We start from the raw sequence: 24994 nt of genomic DNA, 5'->3' as shown, positions 1-24994 counted from the left end.
AAGGTTAATGGATCCCTACGTCAGAAACGTCCACGGATGATTCCCGGGGTAGTTCCCCGGCATTCGAGTCTTCATCCGACGACGCCTCGTCTCGCCCGATCAGCTGCACTCCCGCCTCCTGCATCTGTACCAATGCCGACTCGATCGTGGCAGTCGACACACCTGCGGTGAAGGGGAGAAGGACCGTCGTGGCGAATCCCGCGCGCGCCGCGTCGATGGCCGTGGCCTTGACGCAGTGATCTGTGGCAATGCCGATCACGTCGACGTCGGTGATCTTGTGGGCGCGGAGCCAGTCCTCGAGCGTCGTGCCGTCCTCGGCTGCTCCTTCGAAACCGGAATAGGCCGCGCTGTAGGCGCCCTTGGAGAAGATCGCCGAACCGGCGACGGAAGCGTCGAACGCCGGATGGAACTCGGCGCCGGCCGTCCCGACGACGCAGTGAATCGGCCAACTGTCGACGAAGTCTGGGGTCTCGGAGAAATGCGCCCCAGGATCGATGTGGAAATCGCGAGTCGCGACTACGGCGTCGTACTCATGGGAGTTGACGAAATCGTTTACGGCCGCCGCAACCGCAGCACCGCCGTCGACCGCGAGAGCGCCACCTTCACAGAAATCGTTCTGAACGTCGACGACGATCAGTGCTTTGGCACTCACTGGTGCTCACCTCCGGAGAATCGAACGGGTACAGCCGAGTCTCCGCGCGAGAGCTTGAGTCCTTCCCACGGCAGGCTCACGAGCCCGGCCTTCAGAACTGCGCGGCTCTCTTCGAGCGTCGGTGCGCTCTCGACGACCTTGCCTTCGCGAACCAACGGGATCAGCAGTTCGGTCGCGCCGTCCGCCTCGGAAACCGGAGCGGGCGAGCCGGCAGGGTAGATGACTTCTTCGACGATCGTTCCGGTCGGGCGAACCACGCGCAGTGCCTTCTTGGCGCCGCCGCGAGATGCCTTGTTGGTGCTTCTCTTCTCGACCGCGATTCCGTCGACCTCGACCAGCTTGTAAACCATGCCTGCGGTGGGCGCGCCCGATCCGGTGACCAGTGAAGTACCCACGCCGTACGAGTCGACGGGTTCGGCGCGCAGAGCCGCGATCGCGTACTCGTCCAGGTCGCCTGAGACGACGATGCGTGTCTTGGTAGCACCGAGATCGTCGAGTTGTTGGCGTACCTGACGAGCAAGAACGCCGAGATCGCCGGAGTCGATGCGAACCCCACCCAGCTCGGGACCGGCAACGGCGACAGCCGTTTTCACACCCTCGGTGATGTCGTAGGTATCGACGAGCAACGTGGTGGATACGCCGAGTGCCGCGACCTGACCGCGGAATGCCGCTGCCTCGTCCGGACCGTCTTCGGTGGTGTGCAGGAGAGTGAAGGCGTGTGCACTGGTACCTGCGCTGGGTACGTCGTGACGCCGCGCGGCTTCGAGGTTGGAGGTGGCGTCGAAGCCGGCGAGATACGCGGCACGTGAAGCGGCGACGGCGGCCTGTTCGTGTGTGCGACGCGAGCCCATCTCGATCATCCGTCGACCGCCCGCTGCGCTCACCATGCGGGCTGCGGCCGAAGCGATCGCGCTGTCGTGGTTGAGGATCGAGAGAATCAAGGTTTCGAGGATGACGCACTCGGCGAACGTTCCGCGGACCGAGAGGATCGGTGAGCCGGGGAAGTAGAAGTCGCCCTCGCGGTAGCCGTCGATGTCACCGGAGAATCGATAGTTGCGCAGCCACTCGACGGTCGTGTCGTCGAGGAATCTCGCAACGATCGCCAGTTCCGGTTCACCGAACCGGAACTGCTCGAGTGCGTCGAGAAGGCGTTCGGTACCGGCGACGACGCCGTAGCGACGACCGTCTGGCAGCCGCCGTGCGAATACCTCGAAACTGCAGTTGCGGAAGGCAGATCCGTCGGCGAGAGCCGCCGAGAGCATGGTCAGTTCGTACTGATCGGTGAGCAGTGCGGTGCTGGCACCGGCGTCGCGGATGTCGGAAATTTGCGTAGGCACGCACACAACTCTATGCGCGAGACGACGTGGGTGGGTGTTGTCGCCTCTCGTCGCGCCGTACCCTGGATACATGGTTTTCGGCGGCGCGACCGTGTCCGGCACTTACTCGGCGAACGTAACGATGAGAGGCGCTACGGCTTCCTCTCCTCAAGCCACGCCCGAGCAGTCGGAGGCTGTTGCGACCATCGAAGCCGCAGATCGGCCCTGGGTGACCATCGTCTGGGACGACCCGGTCAATCTCATGCATTACGTGACTTACGTGTTCCAGAAGTTGTTCGGTTACAGCAAAGCCAAGGCCACCGACCTGATGATGCAGGTCCATTCGGAGGGCAAGGCCGTGGTGTCGAGCGGTTCGCGCGACAAGATGGAGGCCGATGTTCGTCGCCTCCACGCTGCCGGTCTCTGGGCCACGATGCAACGCGACGACACCTGAGAAAAGCACTTTTTCGACCGATTTGTTCGCCTAACTCGTAGACGGGAGTCCGACGCGTGCGGACGTGGAGTAGGAAGAGTTCACTCGGCGGAGTGAAGTTCAAGTCCGAGATGGACGGCCACGAGGCGGCGGTTCTGCGCTCGCTCGTGGAGTCGGTATCCGGGCTTCTCGACGAGCGCGCGTCTTCGGCGCCGCAAGACGAGCTCGCCGCGCTGACGGGTCTTCGTACCGGAAATTCGGAGACACCCGACAATCCGGTGTTGGCGCGTTTGCTTCCCGACTTCCAGCGCACCGATCCGGACAAGGTCGCTCCGGACAGTGACGATCTCGACGACGCCGGTGCCAATGTCAACGGCGCGCTGCGCAGTTTGCACGAGCCCGAGATCATCGATGCCAAGCGTGAGTCCGCTCGCATGTTGTTGGCTTCGCTTCCGGAGGCCGGCGGCAAGGTCGTTCTCACGCAGGAACAGGCCGATGCGTGGCTGTCCTCGCTCAACGACGTCCGTCTCGCGCTCGGAACCAATCTCGGCATCGACGCCGACACCCCGGAGAGCCTCGAACCCGACGACCCGCGCGCCCCGCATCTCGACGTCTATCACTGGTTGACGTGGATGCAGGACTCCCTCGTCCAGGCGCTCATGCCATGACCACGACGCGGACCGGGCCCACTGATTCACTGACAGATGTCGCCGGCCTCGCTGTCGGCCATCACCACAAGCTCGACGAGGGAGCCACTCTCGGAAGCGGCGCAGCCACCGGGTGCACGGTCGTGCTCGCGTCGGCCGGTGTGGTTGCCGGAGTCGACGTCCGGGGCGGCGGTCCGGGTACCCGCGAGACCGACCTACTCGACCCGAGCCATTCGGTCCAGCAGGTCAATGCCGTGCTGTTGACCGGCGGTAGTGCCTACGGACTTGCCGCGGCCGATGGAGTGATGCGCTGGCTCGAGGAACACGATCGCGGGATCGCGATGGGTGCTCCTGGTCAGGTGGTACCGATCGTGCCCGGCGCCGTGATCTTCGATCTGCCGGTGGGGGACTGGACCGTTCGTCCGACCGGAGACTTCGGATTCCTCGCTGCCGACACCGCTTCGCGCGAATTCGCCACGGGCACCGTCGGCGCCGGGGTAGGTGCCAGAGCCGGAGCGCTCAAGGGTGGGGTGGGAACGGCCAGCGTCGTGATCGCCGACGGCCCGGCCGAGGGTACGACGGTCTCCGCGTTGATCGTGGCGAACCCGGTGGGTTCGGTCTTCGATCCCAGAACAGGCTTGCCGTGGGGCGTCGGCTCGGACGGGGCGGAGTCGTTCGGGCTCAGGCTTCCCGACGCGTCCGAACTCGCGGCGGCCAACGCCGTTGCAGCCAAGGGAACAGTCCTCAACACCACGATCGGTGTGGTCGCCACTGACGCCGCCTTGACAAAAGCCGGGTGCCGACGCGTCGCCGTCGCAGGGCATGACGGTCTGGCTCGTGCGATTCGGCCCGCGCATTCGCCGCTCGACGGCGACACGATCTTTGCGCTCGCCACCGGCGATCACACTCCGAATTCGGAGATCGCGGTTCCGGCCGCTTTTCCGAACGATCTGCCGATACTCGATGCGGTGTGTGCCGCCTCGGCGCAGGTTGTCGAACGTGCGATCGTCACAGCGATTCTCGACGCCACGTCGGTAGCCGGAATCCCGAGCTACCGCGAGCTCTTTCCGTCGGCATTTCTCTAGGCAGCACTCCTGGAATCGGCGGTAATCTCGAATTGAGCCTGGTCGCGAGTGACCGAATCAGAAAACCGGATCGACGGTGGAGGACGCACACGATGACGATGGATTTCAACAATCCGGACTTCGGCACCCGGACGCCGGCACCGAAATCCGGTCCGCCCTCGGTGTGGAAGCAGTCGGCCGTGTTGGTGGGCGGCTTCACGATCTTGCTCTACGTGATCGAGATCGTGGATGTCATCTCCGGTCAGAACGTCCAGAACGCCGGCGTCACCCCGCGCACGCTCGACGGCCTGTGGGGAATCCTGTTCGCCCCGGTCCTGCACGACGACTGGGCTCACCTGATTGCCAACACCATTCCGGTCCTGATCCTCGGGTTCCTCGTGCTGGTGTCGGGAATTGCGCGCGGACTCGCGGCGACCGGCATCATCTGGGTGATCGGCGGTGTCGGGACCTGGTTGTTCGCCGGCTCGAACTCGAATCACGTCGGTGCGTCCGTGCTGATCTTCGGCTGGGTCACCTACCTGCTGGTGCGCGGGTTCTTCACGCGGAGCTTCACACAGATCCTGATCGGCGTTGCCGTCTTCGTCGTGTACGGCGGAGTGCTGTGGGGCGTTCTCCCGAGCGATCCACGGGTTTCCTGGCAAGGACATCTGTTCGGAGCGATCGGCGGCGTGGTGGCAGCCTGGGCGCTGACGTCGGGGGAGAGGGCCAAGCGCGCAGGGTCGGCGCCGGCCGTCCGACCACCGAGTTTCTGAACGGACGTGGGTCACACCCTCGCTGCGGTGTGACTTCGACGCGCCAAAACCACCAAGAGCTTTTTTCCAGACGGGTAGACGTGGCAGCATGACCGGTATGCGCATGACCGTCCTGGGGTGTTCCGGCAGCGTCACGGGTCCGGATTCACCGGCTTCGGGATACCTGCTCACGGCACCGGGAACTCCGCCGCTCGTGATCGACTTCGGCCCGGGAGTTCTTGGGGCGTTGCAGCGATACGCCGATCCGGGCGAGGTGACGATCCTGCTTTCGCACCTTCATGCGGACCACTGTCTCGACATGCCCGGCCTGCTCGTCTGGCGTCGCTATCACCCCAACCCGCCGGTCGGGCGGGCTCTGGTTTACGGCCCCACCGACACGGCCTGCCGCATCGGAGTGTCCTCCGCCGAGTGCGCCGGCGAGATGGATGACATCTCCGACACCATCGACGTCCGGCTCTGGGCCGAGAACGAGCCGGTGACGTTCGGAGAACTGAGCGTCGTCGCCCGTCGGATGAATCATCCACCCGAGGCTTACGGTTTCCGGATCACCGGCGCCGACGGCCGCGTGCTCGTCTACACCGGTGACACGGGTATGTGCGACAACGTCGTCGAACTCGCCCGTGGAGCGGACGTGTTGCTCTCCGAAGCTTCGTGGACCGACAGTCCGGATCGCCCCGAGGGAGTTCACCTCTCCGGTAAGGAAGCCGGCCGTGTGGCTGCCCTCGCCGGCGTCAAGGAACTTCTCCTCACGCACATCCCGCCGTGGACCTCCCGCGAAGACGTGATCGCCGAAGCGAAATCCGAATTCTCCGGACCGGTCCATGCCGTCTCCGCCGGAAGCGTCTACGACATCTGATTCCCCTCACATTCGATGCAGTGCCGACCGGGCGACCGCTAGGCTCACGAAGGTGACTACACGAGAAGACGGTAGGGCGGACGACGAGCTCCGCACGGTCAAGATCACCCGCGGGTTCACCAGTCATCCGGCCGGATCCGTTCTGGTCGAGTTCGGGAACACTCGCGTCATGTGCACGGCCAGTGTCGAAGAGGGTGTACCCCGCTGGCGCAAGGGCTCCGGCTTGGGTTGGCTGACAGCCGAATACGCGATGCTTCCCGCCGCCACGCACACACGCAGTGGCCGCGAATCGGTCAAAGGCAAGGTCGGCGGCCGCACGCAGGAGATCAGTCGACTCATTGGCCGATCACTTCGGGCCTGCATCGATCTCGCTGCGATCGGCGAGAACACCATCGCCCTGGACTGTGATGTCCTCCAAGCCGACGGTGGCACCCGCACCGCGGCAGTGACGGGGGCATACGTGGCCCTGGTCGACGCCGTGACGTACCTGCGCGCAGCCGACCTGCTCTCCGACCCACAGCCCATCTCGTGTGGCATAGCGGCCGTCAGCGTCGGCGTCGTGGACGGACGAGTGCGCCTCGATCTTCCGTACGAAGAGGATTCGCGCGCCGAGGTCGACATGAATGTCGTGGCCACCGATACCGGCACGCTGGTGGAAATCCAGGGAACCGGTGAGGGCGCCACGTTCCCACGCTCGACGCTGGACAAGCTGCTCGACTCCGCTCTGGCTGGTTGTGAGCAACTTTTCGAGATCCAGCGTCAAGCGTTGGCCGAGCCGTATCCCGGGGTGCTACCCGAACCGAAGAATCCGGAACCCAAAAAGAAGTTCGGTGCCTGAGCTGTGAGCGTACGAGTACTGGTTGCCAGCCGAAATGCCAAGAAACTGAAGGAACTTCACCGGGTGCTCGACGCCGCTGGAGTGAACGGAATCGAACTGGTCGGGCTCGACGAGGTGCCGCCGTTCCCCGAGGCCCCCGAGACCGGGGCGACGTTCGAGGAGAATGCACTCGCCAAGGCACGTGACGGGGCCGCTGCAACCGGAATGCCGTGCATCGCAGATGATTCCGGTGTCGAGATCGATGCGCTCAACGGTATGCCCGGCGTGCTGTCCGCGCGATGGTCGGGCACTCACGGAAATGACGGCGCCAACACGGCTCTTGTCCTGGCTCAGCTGGGAGACGTGCCAGACGAGCGGCGCGGCGCGGCATTCGTCTCCGCCTGTGCACTGGTGATCCCCGGCGGCGACGAGACTGTCGTGCGCGGCGAATGGCGCGGGGTGATCGGCCGAGAACCAGCCGGCGACGGGGGCTTCGGATACGACCCCATCTTCCGTCCGGACGGCGACACCCGCTCTGCCGCTGAACTCACCCCGGCCGAGAAGGATGCGGCGTCACATCGAGGGCGCGCGCTCGTGCAACTCGTTCCGGCGCTGGCGGCACTGGCCGGCTGAACCGAATTTCGAAAAGTAGAGCCCTGAACGCGTCTGCGTTCAGGGCTCTACTTTTCGAAACTCTCAGAGCTGATAAGCCTGCTTCACCTGGGCAGTTCGCTTGTGCTCGAACACGAACGACAGGAACGGGATCGTGCCGGCGAGCGCGGTGGCAACCGTCGTACCGGGCTTCCACCGGGCCTTGATCGCCAAGTCGATCGTGAACACGAGATAGAGCATGTAGAACAGGCCGTGGATCTGGCCGATGTAGAACAACCACGACGGTGCGTCCGCCGAATTGTCGAGAATCAGGTACTTGTAGACCATCTCGCCGGTCAGGAACAGCAGCCAGAGACCGGTGATCCAGGCGAGAACGCGGTATCGGACGAGCGCCGACGCAACCTTCTTCTGCTTTTCTGCGTTGACTGCGGGGGTAGCGATGCTCGCTTCCGAACCGGTACTCACGTCGTGCTCCTATCGGACTCGCGAGCGGCGAGCTGCGCAAGGTAGTCGTTGTATTCCAGCATTTGGCGGGCTTCAGGGTCGTCGACGTCGAGGTTCACATCGTCGAACTCGGCCTGCGGGCGTTGCGGCAAGAGGTCGGCGGGAATCTCACGCGGCTCCGCGGCGGCTTCCTCGGCTTCGGCCTCTTCGGGGTCCACGTCTTCGAGCTGAACGAACTTGCGATACGCGTACACGACAAACGCCGCGAACAGCGGCCACTGGAACGCGTACCCGAGATTCTGTCCCGAGCCTCCGACGGCTTCGAAGCGCTCCCACTGCCACCAGCCGAGCGCGAGGCAGCCGGCAGCTGACACGATGACCAGCAGAATCAGCGCAGGTCGGCGTTTAGTAGCGTTCTTGGACACACTAAGACGGTACCTGAGAGCTATAGTGCCTCGCCCTGCGATCTCCGACACGGTGTCGTAGAAGCCGTGCCACGGCGTGTCGTAGAAGCCGTGCCACGGCGTGTCGTAGAAGCCGTGCCACGGCGTGTCGTAGAGGCCGTGCCACAGCACCTGTGCGTTATGCCCACCCAACACCGCACCGTCGGGCATTGAACACATTTTTCCGGCTGTGCTGCATCGATAACCTCGGGCGTATCCGAAAGCAGGGGAGTGTTTCATGCACATCAGAGTGATTCGCCCGGTCATCGACACCACACTGACTCCGGCGGTGACAGACGAGGTGGAGCACTGGGCGGCGCCCGGCACGACGGTCGATGTCGTGTCACTGCTCTCTGGCGCGGCGAGCATCGAGTCCGAGTACGACGAGGCACTGGCCGGCCCCGGGATCGTGCAGCGGGTCGAAGAGGCGGCAGTCGACGGCGTCGACGGTGTATTCATCACGTGTTTCGCCGATCCCGGAGTGCATGCCGCCCGAGAGATCATCGACGCACCGGTGGTCGGCGGCTTCGAGCCGTCATTTCTGACAGCGATGAGTCTGGGCGATCGCGTCGGTGTCGTGACCATCCTGCCGAACGTCGTGCCGATGCTCCGATCGCTCACTCGGCGGTATGGGCTCGATAGTCGGCTGGGCAGTATTCGAGTCGTGGACATGCCGGTGCTTGGCCTCACCGATCGGGAGGAACTGATTGATCGACTGGCCGCTCAGGCGTCTGCGGCAGTGCAGAACGGCGAGGCCGATTCCGTCGTTCTCGGTTGCACCGGGATGCTCGGTGTGACCAGTGCAGTCCGAGACAGGCTGCATGGCAAAGGGATTCACGTTCCGGTTGTGGATCCGACGGCGTCGGCGATCACGTGGTTGGAGAGCTCGGTCCGTCTGGGGCTGACGCCGAGTCGGACGACATACATGACCCCGCCGGTCAAGGCTCGAAAGCGCTGAGCCTGATCTAGAACCGAATAAGCCCCGCCGGATCTGATCCGGCGGGGCTTTTCGTTGTGCGCGAGGGGGGACTTGAACCCCCACGTCCTGAGACACTGGAACCTAAATCCAGCGCGTCTGCCAATTCCGCCACTCGCGCGCGGAATTCAAAGGATACGCGAGTGGAATCGCTCGCGGGCACACCACCCTGGTCGGGATGCGCCCGCCCGCTCTCAGGCCGTTTCGGCGAGTGGATCCGCTGCGGGCGGCGTGGTGGATTTCTTCGACCGGCGCGGTTGCTCGGCCGTGCGTTGATATCGCCACGCAGCGTGGGTGAGTGTTGGAACATCGACATCGAGATGTTCGGCAACCGCAACTAGCAACTCGGCTGCGTCGGTGCTCGACAACAATTCCTCACTACTGCTTGCTGCGGTGGCGAACCGTGCAAGTAGATCTATCGAAGTTGCCGTCAACTTCCCGGACAGGAACACCAGCGTCTCGAAGGTCCTGGGGCCCAGGCCCGGAACGGAGACGACTGCCGAACGGAGGCCTTCGGTGTCCTCGACGTCGGCACCGCACCGGCAACCGGCGTCGGCGAGCGCTTTGGCCGCACGAGCCGCGCCTTCGGCTTTGGTGAAGTAGTTGCCCGGCACGCGCTGGCGATTGCCGAGAATCGTTGCGAGCTCGTCGCCACGGTCGGTGAAGGCGGCGAGAGCGGACAAGCTGTCGAGGTGTTCGCCTGCGGCTACCGAGCGGTGTGTGCGCCAACGGTCGACGACGGCGCGGACTCCGGTCTTCGGTGTTCCGTAGGCGGCGCGCGACGAGAAGATCGCGTCGAGAAGGGCGGCTTCGGACTCGCGCGGCCATCCCTGATTCCAATGCGGCCACGCCTCGCGCGGAAGCTCGGCGCCGATGAATTCGGCCGCTCTGACTACGTCTGTGTCTTTCATGATTTCTCCCCCCGAGAAGTCGTCCGGTGTGGACGCGCTGAACGTAGCGAGGGGGTCCGACAGATGGTGGCCCGGAACGCACGGGATCGACCGTCCGTCAAGGAGGTCACGAATTGGTAACAATAAATATGAGGGGTTCCTCAGGTTTCTGAAAATCCCGGTAACAGTCCCAGGCAGGGCGTTCGCGACCTACTCGCGAGTCACTTTCTCGAAGTCTCGTGAGGAAGATCACGGCCTCGAAAGTCCAGATTTCCAGGGTGCCGACAAACGTGAGGAAATCCTCATGATTCTGTGTAAACCTTGTCTTGCACGAACGCCCTGACTCCGTCGATTCTCTCGACGAATTCGCGAGCACTTCAGCCGGGCAGCACACCGCAAATCCCACCTCGCCGCAGAGGTGACCAGGAGAGGACGTACGCGTGACGATCGATGACACGACACCTACAGGAAACGGACGCGACTCGAAGGGTGGACGCCGTTTCGGCGTCGATGGGGGACAGTCCCGCACGACCAGCAAAGGTGCCCTCGTCGATTCGCTGAACAACGGCGTTTCCTACGCAATCGCTTTCGGTGGACAGGGCGCTCCCTGGCTCACCTCGCTCGAGGAGCTCAGCCGTGACAACGGCCTGGAGCCCGTTCTGACCGATCTGGTCAATGACGCAGCCGCACGCCTCGCGCCCGTCGCACAGGATCTCCTCGTGGTTCGCCCGGTCGGATTCGATCCGATCGCGTGGATGCTCGAAGCCGAGATCGTCGACGAAGAAGAAGGTGAGAAGTCGGCCGGGCCTTCCGCTGCCGCGCTCACCGCAGCTCCGGTGTCACTCCCCGGCGTCTTCCTCACGCAGCTTGCGGCGTTGCGTGCACTCTCCGCTCAGGGTCTGGATGTAGCCGGTAACCCGCCTGCTGCCGTCATCGGCCACTCGCAGGGCCTGCTGGCCACCGCTGCCGTAGCCGCGCAGGGCAACGACGACGGTGAACTTCTCGCCGTCGCACAGCTCGTCGGTGCTGCTGCCAGCTTGGTCGGCCGTCGCCGCGGCGTCATCGCCGGCGCCTCCGCGAAGCCGATGGTTGCGGTCTCGGGCGTCGATCCCGAGCGTCTCGCCGCCATCGTCGCCGAGCTTGCCGAGGGTGTTGCCCCCGAACGCGCGGCTGTTCTCGCCATTCGCAACGGCCGTCGCCGCGTCGTTCTCGCCGGACCGCCCGCTCAGCTGGCACGCGTGCAAGAGCGTTGCGAGCAGATCGAAGCCGAAGAAGCTCGCGAGCGAGAGGGCAAGAAGCGTGGCGGTTCCGTCTTCGCTCCGTCCTTCGATCCGCTCGACACCGAAATCGGCTTCCATCACCCAGCATTGGCCGAGGCCGTCGAACTTGTCGGCAGCTGGGCAACCCGTTGCGGTCTCGATGCCGACCGTGCGCGTGAACTTGCACAGGGTGTCCTCGTCGATCCGGTCGACTGGGTCGAGGCTGTCGACGGCGCAATCTCCGCCGGCGCCAAGTGGATTCTCGATCTCGGGCCCAGCGATCAGCTGACCCGTATGACGTCCTCTTCGCTGCGTGGGCAGGGCATCGGCATCATCGCCGCCGCCACCCGCGGCGGACACCGCAATCTGCTCACCCCCGGTGCTGCGCCTGAGGTCTCACGTTCGTGGAGCGAATTCGCGCCGAAGCCTGTTTCGCTTCCCGGTGGCCGCATCGGCGTCGAGACGGCGTTCACGAAGCTGACCGGTCGTTCACCCATCCTGCTCGCAGGCATGACGCCGACGACGGTCGACGCCAAGATCGTTGCCGCGGCAGCCAATGCCGGTCACTGGGCTGAGCTCGCCGGTGGCGGACAGGTCACCGAGGAAATCTTCGAAGACCGTGTCGCAGAGCTGAAGATGCTGCTCGAGCCGGGCCGTGCGGTCCAGTTCAACTCCCTGTTCCTCGACCCGTACCTGTGGAAGCTGCAGCTCGGTGGCAAGCGCCTTGTGCAGCGTGCCCGTACTGCCGGCGCTCCCATCGACGGCGTCATCGTCACCGCCGGTATCCCGGAACTCGAAGAGGCCGTTGCCCTCATCGACGAGCTGTCCGAGATCGGCATCACCAACATCGCGTTCAAGCCCGGCACCGTGGCGCAGATCCGCTCCGTGATCCGCATCGCCAACGAGGTTCCGAACTTCCCGGTCATCGTCCACATCGAAGGCGGCCGCGCCGGCGGACACCACTCGTGGGAAGACCTCGACGACCTGCTCCTCGACACGTACGCCGAGCTGCGTACACGTCCGAACTTGGTCATCTGCGTCGGCGGCGGCATCGGAACACCCGAGCGCGCAGCCGATTACCTCACCGGTCGCTGGTCTGCCGCAGCCGGTTTCCCGGCCATGCCCGTCGACGGCATCCTGGTCGGCACGGCAGCCATGGCGACTCTCGAGGCCACCACCTCTCCCGAGGTCAAGCAGCTCCTCGTCGACACGCCCGGAACACCGGATTGGGTCGGTGCCGGTACCGCCGAAGGCGGAATGGCCTCTGGCCGTAGCCAGCTCGGTGCCGACATTCACGAGATCGACAACGCGGCTTCGCGCACCGGACGCCTCCTCGACGAGGTTGCCGGCGATTCCGAGGCAGTGGCCGAGCGCCGCGACGAGATCATCGCCGCCCTCGACGTCACCGCCAAGCCGTACTTCGGCGACGTCGAGACCATGACGTACGCACAGTGGCTGCGCCGCTACCTCGAGCTGACCGTCGGCATCGACGCGGCGAAGGAATTCGATTGCGGCGCAGATCTTCAGGACGCCATCGTCGAGGCGACCTCGAGCCCGTGGCTCGACATCACCTGGCGTGCTCGCTTCGGCGAGATGCTCCAGCGCACCGAGGCGCGTCTGCACCCGGTCGACCGTGGCCCGATCCCCACACTGTTCGGCGACGCCGAGACCCTCGAGCGCCCCGAGGCTGCGATCTGCGCACTGCAGGCGTCGTACCCGGACTACTCGACGACGGTTCTGCATCCCGCAGACGTCTCGTTCTTCACCTCGTTGTGCAAGACGCCGGGCAAGCCGGTCAACTTCGTTCCCGTCGTCGACGGTGACGTTCGCCGTTGGTGGCGCAGCGACTCCCTGTGGCAGGCACACGATCCCCGCTACACCGCCGATCAGGTTTGTGTCATCCCCGGCACCGTCGCCGTCGCGGGCATCACCCGTGTCGACGAGCCGGTCGGTGACCTGCTCGATCGCTTCGAGAAGGCGACCTACGACGAATTGGTTGCTGCCGGAGCCGCTCCGGTTGCACTCGCGAGCCGTCGCCACCAGGATTCCGCACCTGGACTTCTCGACGCCGTCCTCTCCGCTCCCGACCTCCAGTGGGCCGGCCGCCTGACCCAGAACCCCGTCCGTCGCCTCGGCGACCTCGACGAGTGGAACGCAGAGTCTGCCGACAAGGCAGTTCACGGCACCACGGGGTCCAGCTTGACCGTCGTCGATTCCTCGCACGTGCTGCTCTCGGTTCCGTTGGTGGCAGACAAGTCGGTCGACATCACGATCACCATCCCCGAGTCCGTCGTAGACGGCGGCGCTCCGGTTGTCACCGAGGCAGACGCCGAGGGTGCGATGTCCGCGCTGCTGGCAGTTGCTGCCGGACAGGAACTTCCGACAGTCAAGAACGGAAAGGCCCGCCTCAACGTCGCGTGGGTTCCCGATCGCATCGCCGATCACGCCGGTGTCACCGGTTCGGGTCTGCCCACCACGCTCAGTGTCAGCGGCAAGGCTGTTCCGGACGTCGTCGTCGGAGCATGCTGGCCTGCAGTGTTCGCAGTCCTCGGCGCAGCCAAGCTCGACAGTCTTTCCGTTATCGAAGGCATGCTCGACCTGGTCCACCTCGACCACACCGTCGACTTTGTCGGTGAACTTCCCTCCGAGACAAGCATTCTCGTGGTCAATGCCGAGGTCGCCTCGGTTCTCGACACCGACCTCGGTCGCGTCGTCGAGGTCAAGGTCGAGGTCGGTGCCATGCTCGGCGAGGGCCTCGACGCCCCCGCAGTCGTCACCATGGCCGAGCGTTTCGCGATCCGCGGACGCACCGGCGCTGGCGAACTCGCCGACCCGGCTCGCGCCGGTGGATCGATCAGCGATGCGGCTGTCGACACCTCGCGTCGTCGTCGCCGTGACGCGAAGATCCTCGCGCCGGTCAGCATGGGCGCGTTCGCTCAGGTTTCCGGTGACCACAACCCGATTCACACCTCCGACAACGCCGCTCTGCTGGCCGGCCTCGGAACCCCGATCGTGCACGGCATGTGGCTCTCCGCCGCAGCGCAGCAGGTAGTCACCGCAGTCGACCCGGCCGAGACCCGCGTCCCGCCGCGCCGCCTGACCGCCTGGACCGCCCGCTTCCTCGGGATGGTTCGCCCCGGCGCCGAGATCGACGTCCGCGTCGACCGTGTCGGCATCGACCAGGGCGCAGAAATCGTCGAGGTCGGCTGCCGCATCGACGGCGAACTGGTGATGGTCGCCACCGGCCGCACTGCCGCACCGAAGACCGTCTACGCCTTCCCCGGCCAGGGCATCCAGCGCCCGGGCATGGGCCTCGACGCTCGTGCACGCTCCAAGGCCGCCCGCGACGTCTGGGAGCGTGCGGACAAGCACACCCGCAAGGCGCTCGGATTCTCGATTCTCGCTGTCGTGCGCGACAACCCGGTGACCGTCAAGGCGCGCGGTGTCGAGCACAAGCATCCTGACGGTGTCCTGCACCTGACTCAGTTCACCCAGGTGGCCATGGCCGTTCTCGGTGTTGCCCAGGTTGCCGAGCTGCGCGAATCCGGAACCTTCATCGAGGATTCCCTTCTGGCCGGTCACTCGGTCGGTGAGTACAACGCACTCGCTGCTGTCGCCGAGGTTTTCCCGCTCGAAGCACTTCTCGAGGTCGTCTTCCAGCGTGGCTCCGCCATGCACCAGCTCGTTCCCCGTGACGAAGCCGGACGCTCCGACTACCGCATGGCTGCTATTCGCCCGTCGCAGATCGGTGTTTCCGACGACGACGTGCAGGGCTTCGTCGCCGGTGTCGCCGAGACCTCCGGTGAGTTCCTCGAAATCGTCAACCTGAACCTGCGCGGCAGCCAGTACGCCATCGCCGGTTCGGTAGCCGGTCTCGACGCACTCGAGGTCGAAATCGACCGTCGCCGAGCAGAATTCGGTGGCAAGCGGGCATACATCCAGGTTCCCGGCATCGACGTGCCGTTCCACTCCACCGTCCTTCGTGGCGGCGTGGCGGACTTCCGCGTGTGCCTGCAGGACTTGCTCCCGCACGACATCGATCCGGACATCCTGATCGGCCGCTACATCCCGAACCTGGTTCCGAAGCCGTTCTCGCTGCGTCGTGACTTCGTTCAGGAAATCGCCGACCTGGTGCCGTCCGAGCCGCTGCAGGAAGTCCTCGCAGACTTCGACAGCTACGCAACGCGCACTCACGAGTTGTCCCGCATCATCCTGATCGAGCTGCTGGCTTGGCAGTTCGCCAGCCCGGTCCGTTGGATCGAGACGCAGGACCTGCTCTTCGGCGACGAGTCCGAAGGTGGACTCGGGGTCGAACGCTTCGTCGAGATCGGTCTCGGCGCTGCCCCGACCGTTGCGAACCTCGCGTCGCAGACCCTCAAGCTGCCGGGCCGCTTCGGCTACCCGGTCGAGGTTCTCAACGTCGAGCGCGAAGCTGCGATCGTCTACGGCACCGACGTCGACCCCGCCGTCGATGACGACGACGAGATCGAAGCGCCTGCCGCGCAGGCTGCTCCGGTTGCCGCGGCCGCTGCTCCGGTTGCAGCTGCTGCGCCGGCCGCACCTTCGGGTGGACCGCGTCCGGACGACCTCACCTTCAAGGCGCCCGACGCCACGAAGGTCCTGATCAGCCTGTGGACCAAGCTCCGTCCCGATCAGGTCGGCCCCGCCGACACGATCGAGGCACTGTGCGACGGCGTCTCCTCGCGTCGTAACCAGCTTCTGGTCGACCTCGGCTCCGAGCTGTCTCTCGGCGCCATCGACGGTGCCGCGGATGCCGACATGGGCTCCTTGGGAGCAACCGTCGACAAGCTCGCCCGTACGTACAAGCCGTTCGGACCGGTGCTCTCCGATTCGATCAACGATCACCTGCGCAAGGTCTTCGGCCCCTCGGGCAAGCGTCCCGGCTACATCGCCGACCGCGTCAAGAAGGTCTGGGAACTGGGCGACGGCTGGGCGCACCACGTCACCGCAGCAGTGGCTCTCGGCACCCGTGACGGCGCCAGCATCCGCGGCGGCGACCTCGGTGGCCTGAGCTCCGGCGCACTGGCCGACGCCGCAGCGGTCGACGCAGTCATCGACAGCGCAGTTGCCTCGGTCGGCTCTGCACGCGGAGTCAGTGTCTCGTTGCCGGCCACCGGTGGCGGAAGCGGCGGAACCGTCGACGCAGCCGCCCTGGGTGAGTTCACCGAGAACATCACCGGGCGCAACGGCGTTCTGGCCTCGGCTGCACGCCTGGTGCTCGAGCAGCTCGGACTGAACGAAGAAGCGGCAGTCGCGACGGTCGAGGACACCGAACTGGTCGACCTGGTCTCGGCTGAACTCGGCTCCGACTGGCCGCGTCTGGTTGCTCCGGCATTCGACGCACAGAAGGCCGTGCTGCTCGACGACCGTTGGGCAAGTGCGCGTGAGGATCTCGCTCGTATTTGGCTCGGTGACACCGCGTTGTCGGTCGAGAACTTCATCGGTGCCGGTTCCACCGTCGCCGCACAGGCCAAGTGGTGGGCCACCCGTGCAACCGACGAGGGCCGCACGGCGCTCGCCGAGGTCTACACCCGCATCGTTGATGCAGCCGTGACGACAGAATCCGACGCACCCGAGTGGGCAGGCGAGGTCGCAGTAGTGACCGGCGCCAGCAAGGGTTCCATCGCGGCAGCGGTCACGGGCAAGCTCCTTGCCGGTGGCGCAACGGTATTCGTGACCACCTCACGACTCGACGGTCAGCGTTTGGGCTTCTACCGCGACCTGTACCGCGAGAACGCTCGCGCCGGTGCCGCCCTCTGGGTGGTTCCCGCGAACATGGCGTCGTACACCGACGTCGACGCACTGATCGACTGGATCGGCAACGAGGCCACCGAGAATGCAGGCGGCGCAAAGAAGCTCATCAAGCCGGCCATGACGCCGACGATGCTCTTCCCGTTCGCAGCTCCGCGTGTCGGCGGCGAACTCTCCGACGCCGGCGCTCGCGCCGAAATGGAAATGCGCGTGCTGCTCTGGTCGGTGGAGCGCCTCATCGGCGGTCTGTCGAAGATCGGTTACGACAGCGATGTCGACACGCACCTGCACGTAGTGCTGCCCGGTTCGCCGAACCGCGGAACGTTCGGCGGCGACGGTGCTTACGGTGAGGCCAAGGCTTCGCTGATCGCCGTGGTCAACCGCTGGAAGGCCGAGCGGAACTGGGCCGAGCGGGTCACGTTGGCACACGCGGTCATCGGTTGGGTTCGCGGAACCGGACTCATGGGTCACAACGATCCCATCGTCGACGCAGTCGAAGCTGCGGGCGTCCGCACCTGGTCCACCCAGGAGATGGCGACCCAACTGCTGAAGACGGCAACCCGCGAGTCGCGGCGCGCTGCTGCCGAGGCTCCGCTCGAGGTCGACCTGACCGGTGGGCTCGCCGAGGCGAACCTCGACCTCGCCGCACTGGCCAAGGAAGCTGCCGAGGTGGCCGAGATCGCCGAAGCTGTCGACGAAGCAGTGGACGAGTCCAGCATCCTGGCGCTGCCCGCGCCGGCTCGCATCGACGACTCGGTCAAGGCTCCGAGCTGGCCCGAACTGGACGTCACCCCCGCGGACCTCGTGGTCATCGTGGGTGCCGGAGAGCTCGGACCCTACGGTTCCTCGCGTACCCGCTTCGAGATGGAGGTCGACGAGCAGCTCTCTGCCGCAGGCGTTCTCGAATTGGCGTGGAACACCGGACTCATCGTCTGGGAGAACGACCCCAAGCCGGGCTGGTACGACGTCGAATCCGGTGACCTGGTACCCGAGGCGGAAATCGCCGACAAGTACCACGACGCAGTCGTCGAGCGTTGCGGCATCCGTCGTTACGTCGACGAGGGCGCGATGATCGACAACACCGCTCCGCTGCTCACCTCCGTGTTCCTGGACAAGGATCTGAGCTTCGTGGTCGGCAGTGAGGCAGAGGCTCAGGCCTTCGTCGAATCCGATCCGGAGAACACGACGGCGACGGTTTCCGCCGAGTCCGGCGACTGGACGGTCACCCGCCGCGCAGGCACCGAGATCCGCGTCCCGCGCAAGATGAAGCTGACTCGTAGTGTGGGCGGTCAGATTCCGACCAACTTCGACGTCACCAAGTGGGGCATCCCCGCCGACATGGCAGATTCGGTCGACCGCGTCGGCCTCTGGAACATCGTCGCAACGGTGGACGCCTTCCTCACCGGCGGCTTCACTCCGAGCGAACTGCTCCGCTGGGTACACCCGAGCCTGGTCGCCAACACGCAGGGCACCGGCATGGGCGGCATGACCTCCATGAGGAGCCTGTACATCGACACGCTGCTCGGCGAGAACCGTCCGAACGACATCCTGCAGGAAGCGCTGCCGAACGTCATTGCGGCGCACGTCGTTCAGTCGTACGTCGGCGGTTACGGCGCGATGGTTCACCCCGTCGCCGCCTGCGCCACGGCAGCGGTATCCGTCGAAGAAGGCGTCGACAAGATCCGACTCGGCAAGGCGCAGTTGGTTGTTGCCGGCGGGTTCGACGATCTGAGCACGGAAGGCATCATCGGCTTCGGCGACATGTCGGCCACTGCCAAGACCGAGGACATGCATGCCAAGGGCATCGAGGATCGCCGCTTCTCGCGGGCCAACGATCGTCGCCGCGGCGGATTCGTCGAGTCGGCCGGTGGCGGAACGATTCTCCTCGCTCGCGGTGACCTGGCACTCGAGATGGGCCTTCCCGTCCTCGGTGTGGTCGCCTGGGCCGGATCGTTCGCCGACGGTGTCCACACCTCGATCCCGGCACCGGGACTCGGAGCACTGGGCGCCGGACGTGGGGGAGCGGATTCGCAGCTCGCACTCTCGCTCAACGCACTCGGCGTGAGCGCCGACGACATCGCCGTGATCTCCAAGCACGACACCTCCACTGCCGCCAACGATCCCAACGAGGCAGAGCTGCACGAGCGCCTCGCCGGGGCATTGGGACGCAGTGAAGGTGCGCCCATGTTCGTGGTCTCGCAGAAGAGCCTGACCGGTCACGCCAAGGGTGGTGCCGCAGCCTTCCAGCTGATCGGGCTCTGCCAGGTACTGAGCCAGGGTATCGTCCCGCCGAACCGCAGCCTCGACTGCGTCGACGACAAGATGGCCGAGTTCGAGCACCTCGTGTGGGCACGTCAGCCGCTCAAGTTCGGTGATCAGCTTCCGCTGCGTGCCGGCCTGCTGACCAGCCTCGGCTTCGGTCACGTCTCCGGCCTGATCGCAGTCGTGCACCCGCAGGCATTCGTCGAGTCGGTTCCGGCCGACAAGCGTGACGCCTATGTTGCTGCGGCCCAGCAGCGGACGATCGACGGTCAGCGTCGCCTCGCCAAGGCGATGTGCGGTGGCGACAGCCTCTACGAGCGCCCGGCGGATCGTCGCCTCGGTGCCGACGGAACGCCGGCCAAGGCGTCGCGTCAGCTCGAAGCGGACATGCTGCTGAGCGAGGACGCACGACTCGGCGCAGATCTGGTGTACCGCTCGAATCTGCCCGGCTGCAAGTAATAATCACGGTATGGGAGTTCTGGGTATCGGCTTCGACCTCGTGACGGTGTCGGAGTTCGCCGAGCAATTGAACAGGCCGGGAACGGCAATGCTCGACAACTTCACACCGGGCGAGCGTCGAGACGCCGTTACCCGGAGCACCGAACCGGCACGACATTTCGCCGCCCGGTGGGCTGCGAAGGAAGCAGTGATCAAGGCATGGTCAACTGCTCTCTTCGCCGGCCCACCGGTGCTGGGGGAAATGATCCACAATCAGATCGAGGTCGTCTCGGACGCCTGGGGGCGCCCCGGCATCCGGCTTCGCGGTGACGTGGCCAAACACCTCACCGGAGTGAAGATTCATATCTCGCTCACCCACGACGGGGACATGGCGGGCGCTTTCGCGGTCATCGAATCCGACCCGGAGTAGCACTGCCGGACACGAAAGAGCCGGTCTCCCAAGGGGAGACCGGCTCGTTGGCGTTCGACTAGTCCTTCGTGCGGGATTCCTTCTCGGCGACGAGGAGATACGCGATCATCAACCTTTTCAGTTCGGCGACGGCGTCGGCATGCGACTGACCGTCCTGAACCGAGAAATTGAGCATCGAATACACCACGTGGACAAGAACTTCCGCCATCATCAGGCGACGATCTCGCCGCGTACGAGGCGTCAACGGACCGAGCATTTTCGCTACGGTCTCGGCGAATTGCTTTTCGTGAATGACTCCGGTGGCCCGCGTGGACGGCGTCGACTGCATCGCCAGCCAGACCTCGCGGCGCGACGGATCCGACGTCCACAGTCCGGCCATGTGATCGACGAAACTGTTCAGGAACCGCAACCAGTCGAGTGACGGTACTTCGCCGCCGAACTGCGCAAGCTCGTGCTGGACCCCGACGAGGTCCTGACGGTTCAATTCGCACACTATGACGTACTTGTTCGCGAAGAATTGGTAGAGCGTCCCGATCGGGACGTCAGCACGTGCCGCGACCTCTTCGCAGGTGAACGATTCGAAACCGACATCGGTGAGGAGTTCCCGTGACGCTGCCAGGAGTGCGTCGAATTTACGCTGGCTGCGCTCTTGCGTCGGACGCTTGCGCGGCAGCAGTTCCTGCGGTTCTTCGAGGCTCTGAGGATTCTCCAGTGCTGGGTCGACTCGTCGCCGCGCGCGGTTACGAGTCGTGGGCTGCACGTCTTCCAGGCTATCGGTGTTTTCTGTCGAATTTGGGACTTGTGCATTATCCGGTGTCATCGGCCACCTACTTCGGCGGTCGTGATCGGTCGAAACGCACCGCGCAGGTGCGCGCACACGAGTCCCGATGCTGTTGCCACACCTCGATACTAGGTGACCACCTGTCCAGTAGCTGAAGAGGTTGCTGCGCGGTGTGGCGCAACGGCGATCCTGCCGACTCCCTACGCCCGATTCGGGCACACTGAGATTCTTCGGGCACACCGAGGTTCGATGCCGAGGAGAGGGAGACGATGACGGAAGAACTGCGAACCGCGGTACGTGAACTCATGCCGCGTGCCCATGAGGATCTGAGTGCACTTGTGGCGATGAAGTCCGTCGCAGATGCACGGCAGTACCCGCCGGAAGAATGCGCGGCCGCGGCACATTGGGTCCTGGAGGCATTCCGCGATCAGGGTTTCGCCGATATCGAGGCGATCGAGACCCCCGACGGCTCGGCCGCCGTCGTCGGTCGTCGACCAGGTCCAGGCGGTGCTCCGACGGTTCTGCTGTACTGCCACTACGACGTTCAGCCGCCCGGAAACGAAGAGCTCTGGGGCTCGCCGCCTTTCACGCTCACCGAGCGGGGTGGACGGTGGTACGGACGCGGCGCTTCGGACTGCAAGGGCAACGTCGTCATGCATCTGACAGCTCTGCGAGCGCTCGCCGCAGCAGGTGTGGATCCGAGCGCACATCTGACGATCGTCGCCGAAGGATCCGAGGAGATGGGCACTGGCGGTCTCGAGGATCTGGTGCGAGAGCGGCCCGAACTTTTTGCGGCCGACATGATCCTGATCGCCGATACCGGCAACACCGAGGTGGGGGAGCCGACGATCACGACGTCATTGCGCGGGATCGCGAACGTTGTGGTCCACGTGTCGACGCTCGAGGGTGAGATTCACTCCGGTGTCTTCGGTGGACCGGCGCCCGATGCGATCACCGCGCTGGTGCACATTCTCTCGACGCTGCACGACGGCGCCGGAAACACCACTGTCGAAGGCTTGACCAACGACCAGGAATGGGCGGGTGTCAGTTATGACGGCGATCAGTTCCGCTCCGACGCCGGGGTGCTCGAAGGGGTGCAGCTGACTGGTTCCGGTTCGGTCGCCGAGCAGGTGTGGGCTCGTCCGGCGCTGACCATCCTGGGTATCGACTGCCCGCCGGTCGTGGGTTCGGCGGCGGCGATCACGCCCCGCGCATCCGCACGCCTGAATCTTCGTGTCCCGCCTGGCACGGATCCGGCGCAGGCACAGAAGTTGTTGACTGACCACCTCCGCGCAGCGGCGCCGTGGGGCGTCCACATCGAGGTCGTACCGGAATCGACGGGATCACCGTTCTCGTCCTCGACGGAAGGAACGGGATTCGCGCAGCTGAAGTCTGCGCTGACCGATGCCTACGGCCGCGAAGTGGGGTTTGCCGGCCAAGGGGGATCGATTCCGCTGTGCAGTGCGTTGGCCGAGCAGTTCCCCGACGCGGAGATCGCGTTGATCGGCGTCGAGGAACCGCAGTGCCGCATTCATGCACCTGACGAAAGCGTCGACCCGTCGGAGATCGAGAATCTCGCTTTCGCGGAGGCGCTGTTCTTGAGCAGGTACGGGAGTTAGACCGACAGATCGCGTCGTAGCTTGGCGACGTGGCCGGTGGCCCGGACGTTGTACTGGGCCACCTCGATCTTGCCTTCCTCGTCGACGAGGAACGTCGAGCGGATGACGCCCTGGACCGTCTTGCCGTACATCTTCTTCTCACCGAATGCGCCCCAGGCTTCGAGCGTCGCCTTCTCGGGGTCGGAGAGCAGCGGGAAGGTCAGCTCTTCGGTATCGCGGAACTTCGCGAGTTTTGCTGGCTTGTCCGGCGAGATTCCGACGACCTCCAGCCCGGCACCGTTCAATTCGGCGAGGCTGTCGCGGAAGTCGCAGGCCTGCTTGGTGCACCCCGGGGTGCTGGCCGCGGGGTAGAAGTACACGATGACCTTGCGGCCGCGGTAATCGTGAAGCGAAACCTCGTTGCCGTCGGCGTCTGGGAGCGTGAAATCCGGCGCTACGTCGCCGGCGGACAATCTACTGTTCTCGGTCACGGGAATCGAGGTTAGTCGAGAAATTGCGCGGCAGGTGGGCGCGAGGGCATTCTGCTCCTCTACGGTAGAGCGAAGTGTCGGCGCGCTGCGTCCGCACAGCAGACCCGCACACAGAGCAGCAGAACACAGACAAGTTGGAGGACACGTGCCCAGGGACACCGAGAGCATCGAACGCGAGATCGAGAAGGCGCGTAACCAGCTCGCGAGCACACTCGACGAACTGACGGTCCGCACCAACCCGAAGCGGCTGGTCGAGAACACCAAGAAGACGGTGCTCGCCAAGCTCAACGAGCCGGCAGTGAAGTACGCGCTGATCGCAGTCGGTTCAGTGGTGGGAATACTCGTGGTCCGGAAGATCATTCGCTGACCCGAGTTGTCGAAGACAGAACATGAAGAAGGCCCCCACCTGGTGAGGTGGGGGCCTTCTTGCAAGTGCGCCCACAGGGACTCGAACCCCGGACCCAGTGATTAAGAGTCACTTGCTCTACCAACTGAGCTATAGGCGCTCGCTCTTGCGAGACAGAACATTAGCCGACAGGCTCAGGAGTTTGCAAAACGCGTGTTCATCGTGGTGACGATGGTTACATCGCTTCCGGAATTCACGAGTGTGGAGGGTGCGAATCCGGCCAGCGGACGGTGCTTTCCAACTGCTGTGCGACGGCGAGAATCGTCGGTTCACCACCGCTGCGCCCGACCAGTTGGACGCTCAGGGGGAGTCCGCGTTCGGAGAACCCGGCGGGCACAGCGGCCGCCGGGTTGCCGCAGACATTCCAGATCGAACAGTAGGCGGCGATCGGCAACGCCTTGCGGACTGCTGACAGAAGGCCGGTTCCTTCGAGTTGTCCGATCGGGCGTGGCAGCGCGGGCGTGGTCGGCATCAGGACCAGGTCGAAGGTGTCGAAGACCTGGTTGACCGTCGCTGCGATTCGCTCACCTTTGCGGTAAGCGAATTTCCCGACGCGCGCGGGAGCGGCTATCCGGCCGATGGACGCGAGTGCGCGCGTGCGCTTTTCGAGGAGCGCCGGATGATCGACGCGCAGTGCTTCGTCGCGGACGCCGCCGAGTACCTGCGGGAGAAATGCTGCAGTTGCGTCCGGGTACTCGGGGTCGTGTTCTTCGACGTGATGTCCCAACGCGCTCAACATCTCTGCGATCGAATGCACCGCGGCAACGACCTCCGGGGACGGGCGGACGCCCCGGACCGGACTCCGGGTGGACACTGCAATGCGAAGCGGCCCGGGCGCCGACGCGGCTGACTCGGCAAAGCTGGTGCGGAGCGTTTCGGCTGTGTAGTCGTCGGTCCCGGTGGTACCGGTTATCACGTCGTACACGAGCGCGCTGTCCTCGACGGAACGAGTGAGAGGGCCTAGCGTGCCGAGTCCGCGCCAGAGGTTGCGGTTCGGCGCGGTGCTCACCCGACCGCGCTGCGGTTTGAGTCCGAACAACCCGCAGAACGCCGAAGGCAGTCGGATGGAACCGCCGCCGTCGCCGCCGATTGCCGCTGCGACCATGCCCGACGCGACGGCCGACGCAGATCCTCCGCTCGATCCGCCCGTGGATACGCCGGTGTCCCAAGGGTTTCTGGTGTAGCCGTTTGCAGCAGTCTCCGTGAAGGGCCAGATGCCGAACTCGGGCATCGTCGTCTTGCCGACGATCACCGCGCCGGCTTCGCGCAACCGCCGGACGACCTCTGAATCGGCCGATGCGATGCGAGTTGCTGCCGCACCGCCGTACGTCGTCGGCGTTCCGGCGACGTCGTTCTCGTCTTTGATCGCGATCGGGACTCCGTGCAGTGGGCCCAGGCTGTGGCCGTCGGCCTGGCGCTGATCGAGACGTGTCGCTTCGTCGAGCGCTTCGTCTGCGAGAACCCGCACAAAAGCATTGAGCGTCGAATCGAGGCGTTCGATACGGCGAAGTGTGTTCTCGGTGAGCTCGCGGGCCGATAATTCTCCTGACCGGATCAGAGCGGCCTGACCCGCAACCCCGGCAAATGCCAGCTCGCTGCCCGGTGTGGTTTCGCGCTCGGTCATCAATCCTCCA

Annotated in this window: 20 protein-coding genes and 2 tRNA genes; 12 read left to right on the top strand and 10 right to left on the bottom strand. The window is 65.0% G+C overall.

Annotation, left to right across the window (positions count from 1 at the left end):
* Positions 1 to 4: 4 nt before the first annotated feature.
* Positions 5 to 652 (bottom strand): isochorismatase family protein, encoded by a 648-nt coding sequence (locus tag R4P70_RS11630; protein WP_019749154.1) that lies wholly within the window; start codon positions 650 to 652, stop codon positions 5 to 7.
* Positions 649 to 1989: a nicotinate phosphoribosyltransferase gene (locus R4P70_RS11625; protein WP_021344775.1), complete on the bottom strand. Its 1341-nt coding sequence runs from the start codon at positions 1987 to 1989 to the stop codon at positions 649 to 651. Before R4P70_RS11625 ends, R4P70_RS11630 begins: the two co-directional genes overlap by 4 nt.
* A 121-nt stretch (positions 1990 to 2110) precedes the next feature.
* Between R4P70_RS11625 and clpS the strand changes: the two genes are divergently transcribed.
* The 7 genes from clpS (at position 2111) to rdgB (ending at position 7191) form a co-directional block, all read left to right on the top strand.
* Positions 2111 to 2422, top strand: a complete 312-nt coding sequence (gene clpS / locus R4P70_RS11620; protein ID WP_029255695.1) for an ATP-dependent Clp protease adapter ClpS — start codon at positions 2111 to 2113, stop codon at positions 2420 to 2422.
* 56 nt (positions 2423 to 2478) lie between these two features.
* The gene (locus R4P70_RS11615) at positions 2479 to 3069 is read left to right on the top strand and encodes a DUF2017 domain-containing protein (RefSeq protein ID WP_069147356.1); all 591 of its coding nucleotides are present in this window, start codon (positions 2479 to 2481) and stop codon (positions 3067 to 3069) included.
* Positions 3066 to 4133, top strand: a complete 1068-nt coding sequence (locus R4P70_RS11610) for a P1 family peptidase (protein WP_020970034.1) — start codon at positions 3066 to 3068, stop codon at positions 4131 to 4133. Before R4P70_RS11615 ends, R4P70_RS11610 begins: the two co-directional genes overlap by 4 nt.
* A 92-nt stretch (positions 4134 to 4225) precedes the next feature.
* Positions 4226 to 4885 (top strand): rhomboid family intramembrane serine protease, encoded by a 660-nt coding sequence (locus R4P70_RS11605; protein WP_317830838.1) that lies wholly within the window; start codon positions 4226 to 4228, stop codon positions 4883 to 4885.
* A 97-nt stretch (positions 4886 to 4982) separates the two neighbouring features.
* Entirely contained in the window at positions 4983 to 5741 is a 759-nt protein-coding gene (locus tag R4P70_RS11600; RefSeq protein WP_007733274.1) for a cyclic nucleotide-degrading phosphodiesterase, read from the top strand.
* Between the two features lie 52 nt (positions 5742 to 5793).
* On the top strand, positions 5794 to 6579 hold the full coding sequence (gene rph, locus R4P70_RS11595) for a ribonuclease PH (protein ID WP_003945332.1): 786 nt from the start codon (positions 5794 to 5796) through the stop codon (positions 6577 to 6579).
* A 3-nt stretch (positions 6580 to 6582) separates the two neighbouring features.
* Complete coding sequence (gene rdgB / locus R4P70_RS11590) at positions 6583 to 7191, top strand: RdgB/HAM1 family non-canonical purine NTP pyrophosphatase (RefSeq protein ID WP_019749148.1); 609 nt, start codon at positions 6583 to 6585, stop codon at positions 7189 to 7191.
* A 63-nt stretch (positions 7192 to 7254) separates the two neighbouring features.
* On the opposite strand, the gene R4P70_RS11585 is transcribed toward rdgB, so the two are convergent.
* Entirely contained in the window at positions 7255 to 7635 is a 381-nt protein-coding gene (locus R4P70_RS11585; protein ID WP_003945334.1) for a DUF3817 domain-containing protein, read from the bottom strand.
* Positions 7632 to 8039: a hypothetical protein gene (locus R4P70_RS11580; RefSeq protein ID WP_021333455.1), complete on the bottom strand. Its 408-nt coding sequence runs from the start codon at positions 8037 to 8039 to the stop codon at positions 7632 to 7634. The genes R4P70_RS11585 and R4P70_RS11580 overlap by 4 nt, the downstream gene beginning before the upstream one ends.
* Before the next feature lie 256 nt (positions 8040 to 8295).
* Here R4P70_RS11580 and R4P70_RS11575 point away from each other — a divergent pair, with 256 nt between their 5' ends.
* A complete protein-coding gene (locus R4P70_RS11575) occupies positions 8296 to 9015 on the top strand; it encodes an aspartate/glutamate racemase family protein (RefSeq protein ID WP_317830837.1) in 720 nt (239 codons plus the stop codon).
* 57 nt (positions 9016 to 9072) lie between these two features.
* Here R4P70_RS11575 and R4P70_RS11570 read toward each other — a convergent pair.
* Together R4P70_RS11570 and R4P70_RS11565 are read right to left on the bottom strand one after the other, a co-directional pair.
* Positions 9073 to 9154: transfer RNA gene (locus tag R4P70_RS11570), tRNA-Leu, on the bottom strand.
* A 73-nt stretch (positions 9155 to 9227) separates the two neighbouring features.
* Positions 9228 to 9944, bottom strand: coding sequence for a hypothetical protein (locus R4P70_RS11565; RefSeq protein WP_317830836.1), 717 nt, complete (start codon positions 9942 to 9944; stop codon positions 9228 to 9230).
* Between the two features lie 419 nt (positions 9945 to 10363).
* On the opposite strand from R4P70_RS11565, the gene R4P70_RS11560 reads away from it, so the two are divergent.
* Positions 10364 to 19675, top strand: coding sequence for a polyketide synthase (locus R4P70_RS11560; RefSeq protein WP_317830835.1), 9312 nt, complete (start codon positions 10364 to 10366; stop codon positions 19673 to 19675).
* Positions 19676 to 19685: 10 nt separating this feature from the next.
* The gene (locus R4P70_RS11555) at positions 19686 to 20084 is read left to right on the top strand and encodes a holo-ACP synthase (RefSeq protein WP_042446143.1); all 399 of its coding nucleotides are present in this window, start codon (positions 19686 to 19688) and stop codon (positions 20082 to 20084) included.
* 58 nt (positions 20085 to 20142) lie between these two features.
* On the opposite strand, the gene R4P70_RS11550 is transcribed toward R4P70_RS11555, so the two are convergent.
* Complete coding sequence (locus tag R4P70_RS11550; RefSeq protein WP_019749142.1) at positions 20143 to 20844, bottom strand: TetR family transcriptional regulator; 702 nt, start codon at positions 20842 to 20844, stop codon at positions 20143 to 20145.
* A gap of 290 nt (positions 20845 to 21134) precedes the next feature.
* Here R4P70_RS11550 and R4P70_RS11545 point away from each other — a divergent pair, with 290 nt between their 5' ends.
* The gene (locus tag R4P70_RS11545) at positions 21135 to 22484 is read left to right on the top strand and encodes a dipeptidase (RefSeq protein WP_317830833.1); all 1350 of its coding nucleotides are present in this window, start codon (positions 21135 to 21137) and stop codon (positions 22482 to 22484) included.
* Here R4P70_RS11545 and bcp read toward each other — a convergent pair.
* Entirely contained in the window at positions 22481 to 22954 is a 474-nt protein-coding gene (gene bcp, locus R4P70_RS11540) for a thioredoxin-dependent thiol peroxidase (protein WP_019749140.1), read from the bottom strand. The two genes, R4P70_RS11545 and bcp, sit on opposite strands and share 4 nt — an antisense overlap.
* Before the next feature lie 145 nt (positions 22955 to 23099).
* Between bcp and R4P70_RS11535 the strand changes: the two genes are divergently transcribed.
* Positions 23100 to 23321: a DUF3618 domain-containing protein gene (locus R4P70_RS11535; protein WP_007733292.1), complete on the top strand. Its 222-nt coding sequence runs from the start codon at positions 23100 to 23102 to the stop codon at positions 23319 to 23321.
* 66 nt (positions 23322 to 23387) lie between these two features.
* On the opposite strand, the gene R4P70_RS11530 is transcribed toward R4P70_RS11535, so the two are convergent.
* Positions 23388 to 23460: transfer RNA gene (locus R4P70_RS11530), tRNA-Lys, on the bottom strand.
* 93 nt (positions 23461 to 23553) lie between these two features.
* Positions 23554 to 24984, bottom strand: coding sequence for an amidase (locus tag R4P70_RS11525; protein WP_285183121.1), 1431 nt, complete (start codon positions 24982 to 24984; stop codon positions 23554 to 23556).
* Between the last annotated feature and the right edge of the window lie 10 nt (positions 24985 to 24994).

This window comes from Rhodococcus sp. IEGM 1241 (assembly GCF_033142365.1).
Taxonomy (GTDB): domain Bacteria; phylum Actinomycetota; class Actinomycetes; order Mycobacteriales; family Mycobacteriaceae; genus Rhodococcus_F; species Rhodococcus_F erythropolis.
Note: the sequence above shows the minus strand (reverse complement) of the source record. Positions and strands in the feature narration are given on the sequence as shown.